The sequence below is a fragment of the Citrobacter sp. wls714 genome (assembly GCF_005281025.1).
Lineage (GTDB): Bacteria > Pseudomonadota > Gammaproteobacteria > Enterobacterales > Enterobacteriaceae > Citrobacter > Citrobacter werkmanii.
Window position 1 is genome coordinate 201434 of record NZ_SZWZ01000025.1, and the last position, 8938, is coordinate 210371.

Genomic DNA, 8938 nt, shown 5'->3' on the forward strand with positions numbered 1-8938 from the left:
AAATAAACAGGGAAATGATGCAGCATGAAATTAGCAATTGGCATTTCGACAGTTGGTAAGGGTATAAATGATCTTTATAACAAAGTTAAAAACATAAGCTCCAATGTCGTTGTTATAATATCACATCAGGATAATTCTGATACAAAAATAGATAATATGCTTACGCAACTAACAAATGTATATATTATCACTAAAAATGAACGAGGTTTAAGTAAAAGTCGGAATGTTCTTTTAGACAAAGCAATAACGCTGGGTATAGATTATTTAATCATTAGTGATGACGATGTTTACTATAAAAATGATGGTTTAGAACTGTTAAGCCAGCATCTGATTAAAGAAGAACATTCATCTCACTATCAGTTTCAAAGCTGTGATGAAGCAAATCACCTTCGTAAGAAATATAAACCAGAAAGTTATGAACTCAAAAAGCTTGATGTCTTTAGCGTATCTTCAATTGAAATGTGCATAAATATTTTTCTGGTTAAAGAGAGTAATATAAGATTTGATGAACGCTTTGGTTTAGGCAGTATTTATGCTGCTGGTGAAGAACCGATATTCTTATCGGATGCCCTTAGTCATAATCATCATATAAGATTTCTGCCAATTACTGTTACTATCCATCCATTAGAAAGTTCAGGTATTAGAATTTATACTGATGAGAACACATTAGCAGCTCGAGGTGCTATATTTAAACGATGCCTGGGGAATGTCACAGGAATTCTTTTTGTGTCTGCTTTTTGGTTTAAAAAGTTCATTCTGGAAAAGAAAAAAATTGATAATAAAATACCAAAAATTAGAGCGTTATGTATTCTCATGAGAGGATGTTTTAAAAATGTTTAAAGGAACAGGTGGATTGAATAATAAAATCCAAAACATTTTGATAACGCAATATCTTCCGATAGTTTTAAGCGCATTTTTTTCATTGGCAATATTTTACTACCCGCTATTATCTGCAATAATTTTGGTTTTCTTATCTCCACTTTTAAGTTCTCTGGCCCGAAGATTATCCCTGACATTTGTTGCCACGGTTATAATAGTCTTTTTTGCAACGCAGAAACCTTTTAGTGATATTGCTGAATATATGTCTATTTATAATGGCATATATAATGGAAGTATCGAAGTTTTTAACTACCCTCGTTTTGGTAAAGGCCTTGAATTTATGTTCTTGGCTTTTATGAAGTTCGTTGGATATATTACAGATGCTAATGGACAGGCTTTATTGTTAGCAAGTTATTGCTTAATAGTTGCGCTGTTGACATCGATAACAAAAGATATCGATGATAAATTTAGAGTCATGTTGTTAGGTCTGTTTTTCCTGAATTTGGGGTTTATTGAAGTTACTTCATATTTTTTACGACAGATTATTTCAACCTTAATTTTTCTTTATGCAATAAAACCAACGACCAGGTGCAGATGGGTATTATTCCTTGTTAGTTTTTTCTTTCATATCTCTGCTGCTATTAATATTATAATTTATATTGCATATCTTTTAACTAGAAAGCAAAAGGTTTCGTTGCCAATTGTTATTGTTTTTTCATTTTTAGGGGCTTCATTTCTTTTTTTATCTCCACTTTTCGATTTTATTCTACAGCAATTTAGTGATGTATCGTCAAATGACAAATTCAGCACATTACCTGTAAATTACATAATAATTACTACTGTTAATTTATTAATAATATGCCGGTTGCGATTTCTGTCAGGAAATAAGGAGCGCTTGACTTCATTCCTATTAATTAAAGAAGTTGTACTTTTTTATACACTTTTACCTTTCCCTGCCTTGTCAAATAGATTAGGCATGATTTTATTTGCACTTTATCCATTCTTTTTGAAAAATTACTTGTTTAATTCCGGTATGAAATTTAAGCAGAAATATTTTTACGGCTGCTTATTGTTAGCAATAAACTTGCTCCCTTTCCTGTACTTAATGCTGAATGTTACTGCAGGAAATAATTCTTACACATTCCTTGAGTCGCGCCCTTTAAATGAAAATGTGTATAATATAATAAGTTACCTAACGCACACCTTTAGCAATGGCCTTGAATATATAAATCAGGGTAACAAATAATGAAAAAATACCTTAGTAATCTTTTTTGGCTATTAAGTGATAGAGTGTTTATGCTTGTTTTTCAGCTATCACTTTTTTCCGCAATAAAAAGATTATATGGCCTGGATACGCTGGGGGAGTGGGCAACAATAACCAATCTTTCTCAACTACTATTATCTTTTTTCTTATTGGGCATAGATGTTATCGTTGTCAAACGAATTGTTGAGAATCCAAATAAGGCTGGCAATGAAATTGGCTCTGCCCTTTTTCTGCAATTTTTAGGCATTGTAGCCTACACGTTGTCGATGATTGCAATTGTATATTTTGCGTATTCACATATGGAGTATGCTATATTCTTTTTGTCAATAATCCTGATATCGAATTTATTGAGCTTGTTTTCTAAAGTTATTTATTTTCATTACAGTGCCTTAGTTGAGTCAAAGTATCGGGCTTTCACTATTATTTTGAGCATTACTTTATCATATATTTATTTATGGATGTGTATATATTTTGAGTGGTATGTTTTTTATGCTTATCTACTTTTCTATGTGTTTCAGGGAGTATTGAGTGTAATCATTTATTTTTATTGGTTTAAGCCAGGGTGTAAATGGGTTGTAGACAGGCATACTGTAAAGATTTATTTTTCCTTAGGAATGAAATTAATTATCTCAACTGTTAGTGTTTCATTATTTGCGCAGTGCGATGTCTTACTTCTTGAGCACCTGGTCGGAACGAATGAAACTGGCGCTTTTAGCGCAGCGCTGCGTATTTCAGCGATTTGGTTTATGTGTGCCGGGATCATAGGGAATGCTTTTTTCCCAAAAATTGTTCAACTGGCTAATAGAAATGAAAATGACGCGTTCCTGTTTCTTGAATGGATTTGTGGTGCGGTAAGTTTGTTAACTGTCATTGCTTCAATCGTCGTAACTTTTCTCGCTCCGTTTATTATGAAAGTTTTATATGGCGAGGGCATGTTACTATCCTCACGCATCCTGTCTGTTCACATATGGACAAGTTTATTTATATTCCTTGGTGCATTTTCATCAAAATGGCTATATGCCCGGAATTGGATTAATTTGGATATATATAAAACTGTGGTTGCTGCGATTTTGAATGTGATATTGAATATTATTTTTATTCCTATATATGGGGCAATTGGTGCAGCTATTGTATCAATGTTTTCCTATTGTATAGCTAACTTTATATTTTTCCTTTTCATAAAAAAAACAAAGCCATTATTTTTCATGCAACTAAAAAGCTTGGTCTATATTTTTACACCATGGCGAGTTATTACTAACTATTCGAGAATAAAATGCCTGTTTCAATAGTCACTCCTGTGTACAACAGAGCCACTCTTATTGGCAACTTATTTCAATCATTGCTAAAGCAAGATATCTATGATTTTGAATGGATCGTAATAGATGATGGATCAACGGATAATATTAAAGATGTCATGCATGAATTTCAATTGTCATCTCCTTTTACTATAAAGTTTTATCAAAAAGAAAATGGAGGCAAACCTTCAGCTGTAAATAAAGGAGTGAAAGAAGCAAGTTTTGATTGGATTTATATTGTTGATAGTGACGATTTTATTCCACGAGATGCTATCTCTGTAATATTACATGATGTTATAAAAGTAGATGACCCGTACTGTGCGGGAATGGTTTATTTGAAAGCTTTTTCTGATTCTGGTGATATTGTTGGCGAAAAATTTAGAAGCAATACTCTTGATTATAAATGTTTTTCAGGGGTAAAAGGAGATAAGGCTTTAGTATTAAAGAGAGATTTGCTGAAAAAAAATCCATTCCCTATTTTTGATAATGAAATATTTATAACAGAAGCATATTGCTGGAATAAAATATTAGATGAATATTACCTTCTTGCAAATAATAAAATTATTTATTTGTGTGAGTATTTAGAAGATGGCTTGACGCATAATTACTACAGTCTTTTAAAGAAAAACAAACAGGGAACTTTGGCTTTTGTTACTTCCAATCTTTTATTAAAAAATATCAATTTAAATATTTATAAGCAAACGATATATCATTTTACTCCGGTGATGAATAGTGAGAATTTAAACTTTATTAAAAGTAAGGTTTCATTAAATAGGTATTATATATTTAGAATGTTGTTAGTGATTTCCTATTTCAAAAAAAACTTATTAAAGGTATTGAAAAATTGATTCCAAAAATAATCCATTATATTTGGCTGGGAGGGAATCCTCTCCCTAAAATGTATTCTGATTGCATGAGTACATGGACGGTTTATGCAAAAGATTTTGAAATTAATTTATGGGATGAAGAAAGATATTTTAAAGTTTTTGGCATGAACAAATTTGTTGATGAAATGCTGAGAAAAAAGAAATACGCTTTTGCTACTGACTACATTCGTTGTCAAATACTTGCAAAGTACGGTGGTATTTACCTTGATACAGATATGGAACTCATCAAAGATATAACGCCATTAGTCGACAACGTTGCTTTCCTGGGGGAAGAAGATGTTGCAACGCCCAGTTGCGGAATATTGGGTTGTGAACCGGGTTTTTGGCTTTTTGAACAGTTAAAAGAGCATGTGGCAGAGGCTAAGGGACTCATTACCATTCCTGTTTTATTGAAGAAGTTATTAATATCTCAGGGGATCGAGCGTGACTTAGCTCAGCCATTCAGCAAAATTAAAGATGTCACCATTTATAATGCGGATTATTTTTATCCATTTAATCCTTACGGTAAAAGTAAACGCGAGCAACTTCTTTTGCTTTATATAACTCAGGATTGCTATGCTATTCATCACTGGGCTAAAAGCTGGAAGCTTTCATTGCCAGAGAGAATTATTAAAAAGATCAAAAGTTATATGAAATAGATTTTCGCGGTAACAAAAACATTCCATGTAATTATCCTGTATGGAGTGGCCATAGTTAAAGTGCATCTTATGCTACCCGACGATATAATTTATGAGTTAACATCTAAACCACATTCAAGCCGCACACAAGTCGTGTGGTGACCACACCTGACAGGAGTATGTAATGTCTAAGCAACAGATCGGCGTAGTCGGTATGGCAGTGATGGGGCGCAACCTGGCGCTCAACATCGAAAGCCGTGGTTATACCGTCTCCATCTTCAACCGTTCCCGCGAAAAAACTGAAGAAGTTGTTGCCGAGAACCCGGGTAAGAAACTGGTTCCTTATTACACGGTGAAAGAGTTCGTCGAGTCTCTTGAAACCCCGCGTCGTATCCTGTTAATGGTGAAAGCGGGCGCTGGCACCGATGCTGCCATCGATTCCCTGAAGCCGTACCTGGATAAAGGCGATATCATCATTGATGGTGGTAACACCTTCTTCCAGGACACTATTCGTCGTAATCGTGAACTCTCCGCAGAAGGCTTTAACTTCATCGGTACCGGCGTATCCGGTGGTGAAGAGGGTGCGCTGAAAGGCCCGTCCATCATGCCTGGTGGCCAGAAAGAAGCTTACGAACTGGTTGCTCCGATTCTGACCAAAATTGCCGCAGTGGCGGAAGATGGCGAACCGTGCGTGACCTATATTGGCGCTGACGGCGCGGGCCATTACGTGAAGATGGTCCACAACGGTATCGAATACGGCGATATGCAGCTGATTGCTGAAGCCTATTCTCTGCTGAAAGGCGGTCTGAACCTGTCTAACGAAGAGCTGGCCACCACCTTCACCGAGTGGAACGAAGGCGAGCTGAGCAGCTACCTGATTGACATCACCAAAGACATCTTCACCAAAAAAGATGAAGACGGTAAATACCTGGTTGACGTGATTTTGGATGAAGCTGCGAACAAAGGCACCGGTAAATGGACCAGCCAGAGCTCTCTGGATCTGGGCGAACCACTGTCGCTGATCACCGAGTCTGTATTCGCGCGCTACATCTCTTCTCTGAAAGACCAGCGCGTTGCGGCATCTAAAGTGCTGTCCGGCCCGCAGGCTAAACTGGCTGGCGATAAAGCGGAGTTTGTTGAGAAAGTACGTCGCGCGCTGTATCTGGGCAAAATCGTCTCCTACGCGCAGGGCTTCTCTCAACTGCGTGCTGCGTCTGATGAGTACAACTGGGATCTGAACTACGGCGAAATCGCGAAGATCTTCCGCGCAGGATGCATCATTCGTGCACAGTTCCTGCAGAAAATCACTGACGCGTACGCTGAAAACAAAGGCATTGCCAACCTGCTGCTGGCACCGTACTTTAAAAACATCGCCGACGAGTACCAGCAGGCGTTGCGTGATGTCGTGGCCTACGCGGTGCAGAATGGTATTCCGGTACCGACATTCTCCGCTGCTGTAGCCTACTACGACAGCTACCGTTCTGCGGTACTGCCGGCGAACCTGATTCAGGCTCAGCGTGACTACTTCGGTGCGCACACCTATAAACGTACTGATAAAGAAGGTGTGTTCCATACCGAATGGCTGGATTAATCTGATTTAGCCTAACTGTAAAGCCAGGCCCGGAGCACTCCTCCGGGCTTTTTTATTGTCAAAAAATGGGATTCGGTCAGGTCTGATAGTCGGTGCAATAGCAAATCACGATATACTCATTCAATGCAAAGCCGATACGCCACAATGCTGGCGGTGTGCTCAACCTCAATGTTTAACTGGAAGAAGTTACAGAGCGAATGAAGATAACTATCTCAGGAACAGGTTATGTAGGTCTGTCGAACGGTATTCTGATTGCCCAGCACCATGAAGTGGTGGCTCTGGATATCGTACCGGCGAAGGTCGAGATGTTGAACCAGAAAAAATCCCCGATTGTTGACAAAGAGATCGAAGAGTACCTGGCCACGAAACAGCTTAATTTTCGTGCAACGACTGATAAGTATGATGCTTATCGTGATGCGGATTACGTAGTTATCGCCACGCCTACTGATTACGATCCGAAGACTAACTACTTCAACACCTCCAGCGTCGAGTCCGTTATCCGCGATGTGCTTGCCATTAACCCCAGTGCGGTAATGGTCATCAAATCCACCATTCCGGTCGGTTTTACTAACTCGATTAAAGAGAAGTTTGGCATCGATAATATTTTCTTCTCGCCGGAGTTCCTGCGTGAAGGTCGCGCGCTGTACGACAACCTGCATCCGTCGCGTATCGTGATTGGCGAGCGTTCTGAGCGCGCTGAGCGCTTTGCCGCGCTGTTGCAGGAAGGGGCTCTGAAGCAAGACATTCCGACGCTGTTTACTGACTCAACCGAAGCCGAGGCGATCAAGCTGTTTGCCAACACCTATCTGGCGCTACGCGTGGCCTACTTTAACGAGCTGGACAGTTACGCCGAAAGCCTTGGTTTGAACTCCCGGCAGATTATTGAAGGCGTTTGTCTGGATCCGCGTATTGGTAATCATTACAACAATCCATCCTTTGGCTACGGTGGCTACTGCTTACCGAAAGATACCAAGCAACTGCTGGCCAACTACGAATCGGTGCCGAATAACATCATCGGTGCAATCGTTGATGCTAATCGTACGCGTAAAGACTTTATTGCTGACTCTATCCTCGCGCGCAAGCCGAAGGTGGTGGGCGTATACCGTCTGATCATGAAGTCTGGCTCGGATAATTTCCGCGCCTCCTCTATTCAGGGGATCATGAAGCGTATTAAGGCCAAGGGCGTACCCGTTATTATTTATGAACCCGTCATGGAAGAGGATGAATTTTTCCACTCTCGGGTAATCCGCGATCTTAACGCGTTCAAAAATGAAGCGGATGTTATTATTTCTAATCGTATGACGTCAGAATTGGCTGATGTTGCAGAAAAAGTGTATACCCGCGATTTGTTCGGCAGTGATTAATTACTATCTTCTCTAAAAAGGCCTTATTAAAGGCCTTTTTAGTTTAAACAGGTTAGTAATTAAACGTTGTAGAAGTTACGATACCAGTCAACAAAGTTCTTCACCCCATCTTTAACCGTTGTTTCAGGTTTAAATCCAATAATATCATACAGTGCTTTAGTGTCCGCGCTGGTTTCCAATACATCACCGGGCTGTAGCGGTAGCATATTTTTCGTAGCTTCTATACCCAGCGCATCTTCCAGCGCCTTGATATAATCCATCAGCTCTACCGGTGAACTATTGCCAATATTGTAGACGCACCAGGGGGCAATGCTGGCTGCAGGTGTACCGGTTTCAACGGTCCACTGAGCGTCTGCTTGTGGAATAACATCCTGCAGGCGAATGATTGCTTCTGCGATATCATCAACATAGGTAAAGTCACGTTTCATTTTGCCGTAGTTATAGACGTCAATGCTTTTCCCTTCCAGCATCGCTTTGGTGAACTTGAACAACGCCATATCCGGGCGGCCCCAAGGACCGTACACGGTAAAGAAACGCAGGCCTGTGGTGGGTAATCCGTACAGATGGGAATAGGTATGGGCCATCAGCTCATTGGCTTTTTTGGTTGCCGCATACAGGGATACGGGGTGATCGACGGAAACATCCGTTGAAAAGGGCATTTTGCGATTCAGACCATATACCGAGCTGGAAGAAGCATAGAGTAAATGCTGAATTTTATTATGCCGACAACCTTCCAGTATGTTCAGAAAACCAGTGAGGTTTGAGTCCGCGTAAGCATGCGGATTTTCGAGTGAATAACGCACTCCAGCTTGGGCGGCGAGATGAATCACACGATCAAAATGCCCGGATGCGAAAAGAGTTGACATACCTTCGCGGTCGGCTAAATCGATCTTATGAAAATTGAAGCCGGGGTGTACCAGCAGCTCCAGACGGGCCTGCTTAAGACTCACGTCGTAGTAATCGTTTAGATTATCGATACCGACGACTTGATGGCCAGCCTCAAGGAGGCGTTTGCTAACATGGAAGCCGATGAAACCAGCGGCCCCCGTAACCAGGTATTTCATGTTCGTTCCTCTGACCTGCTCCCCGTTGATTAGTACA

At 39.9% G+C, this 8938-nt stretch carries 8 protein-coding genes; 7 read left to right on the top strand and 1 reads right to left on the bottom strand.

Annotation, left to right across the window (positions count from 1 at the left end):
* Window positions 1–24: 24 nt before the first annotated feature.
* The 7 genes from FDX11_RS03820 (at window position 25) to ugd (ending at window position 7837) form a co-directional block, all read left to right on the top strand.
* Complete coding sequence (locus tag FDX11_RS03820; protein WP_137397517.1) at window positions 25–840, top strand: glycosyltransferase; 816 nt, start codon at window positions 25–27, stop codon at window positions 838–840.
* Window positions 833–2065: an EpsG family protein gene (locus FDX11_RS03825; protein ID WP_137397518.1), complete on the top strand. Its 1233-nt coding sequence runs from the start codon at window positions 833–835 to the stop codon at window positions 2063–2065. Before FDX11_RS03820 ends, FDX11_RS03825 begins: the two co-directional genes overlap by 8 nt.
* On the top strand, window positions 2065–3372 hold the full coding sequence (locus FDX11_RS03830; RefSeq protein WP_137397519.1) for a flippase: 1308 nt from the start codon (window positions 2065–2067) through the stop codon (window positions 3370–3372). The genes FDX11_RS03825 and FDX11_RS03830 overlap by 1 nt, the downstream gene beginning before the upstream one ends.
* Window positions 3357–4226, top strand: coding sequence for a glycosyltransferase family 2 protein (locus FDX11_RS03835; protein WP_137397520.1), 870 nt, complete (start codon window positions 3357–3359; stop codon window positions 4224–4226). The genes FDX11_RS03830 and FDX11_RS03835 overlap by 16 nt, the downstream gene beginning before the upstream one ends.
* 50 nt (window positions 4227–4276) lie before the next feature.
* A complete protein-coding gene (locus tag FDX11_RS03840) occupies window positions 4277–4903 on the top strand; it encodes a glycosyltransferase family 32 protein (RefSeq protein WP_249360712.1) in 627 nt (208 codons plus the stop codon).
* 163 nt (window positions 4904–5066) lie between these two features.
* Entirely contained in the window at window positions 5067–6473 is a 1407-nt protein-coding gene (gene gndA, locus FDX11_RS03845; protein ID WP_048224404.1) for an NADP-dependent phosphogluconate dehydrogenase, read from the top strand.
* A 197-nt stretch (window positions 6474–6670) separates the two neighbouring features.
* Window positions 6671–7837, top strand: a complete 1167-nt coding sequence (gene ugd / locus FDX11_RS03850; RefSeq protein ID WP_137397522.1) for a UDP-glucose 6-dehydrogenase — start codon at window positions 6671–6673, stop codon at window positions 7835–7837.
* Window positions 7838–7896: 59 nt separating this feature from the next.
* Here the strand turns inward: ugd and FDX11_RS03855 are convergent, their stop codons facing one another.
* Window positions 7897–8901, bottom strand: a complete 1005-nt coding sequence (locus FDX11_RS03855; protein WP_137397523.1) for an NAD-dependent epimerase — start codon at window positions 8899–8901, stop codon at window positions 7897–7899.
* Window positions 8902–8938: the final 37 nt, after the last annotated feature.

Excerpts from the sequence above, each read along its gene's own strand:
- FDX11_RS03830 (WP_137397519.1), top strand. The coding sequence starts at position 2,065 with ATGAAAAAATACCTTAGTAATCTTTTTTGGCTATTAAGTGATAGAGTG.
- gndA (WP_048224404.1), top strand. The coding sequence starts at position 5,067 with ATGTCTAAGCAACAGATCGGCGTAGTCGGTATGGCAGTGATGGGGCGC.
- FDX11_RS03855 (WP_137397523.1), bottom strand. The coding sequence starts at position 8,901 with ATGAAATACCTGGTTACGGGGGCCGCTGGTTTCATCGGCTTCCATGTT.
- ugd (WP_137397522.1), top strand. The coding sequence starts at position 6,671 with ATGAAGATAACTATCTCAGGAACAGGTTATGTAGGTCTGTCGAACGGT.
- FDX11_RS03835 (WP_137397520.1), top strand. The coding sequence starts at position 3,357 with ATGCCTGTTTCAATAGTCACTCCTGTGTACAACAGAGCCACTCTTATT.
- FDX11_RS03820 (WP_137397517.1), top strand. The coding sequence starts at position 25 with ATGAAATTAGCAATTGGCATTTCGACAGTTGGTAAGGGTATAAATGAT.
- FDX11_RS03840 (WP_249360712.1), top strand. The coding sequence starts at position 4,277 with ATGTATTCTGATTGCATGAGTACATGGACGGTTTATGCAAAAGATTTT.
- FDX11_RS03825 (WP_137397518.1), top strand. The coding sequence starts at position 833 with ATGTTTAAAGGAACAGGTGGATTGAATAATAAAATCCAAAACATTTTG.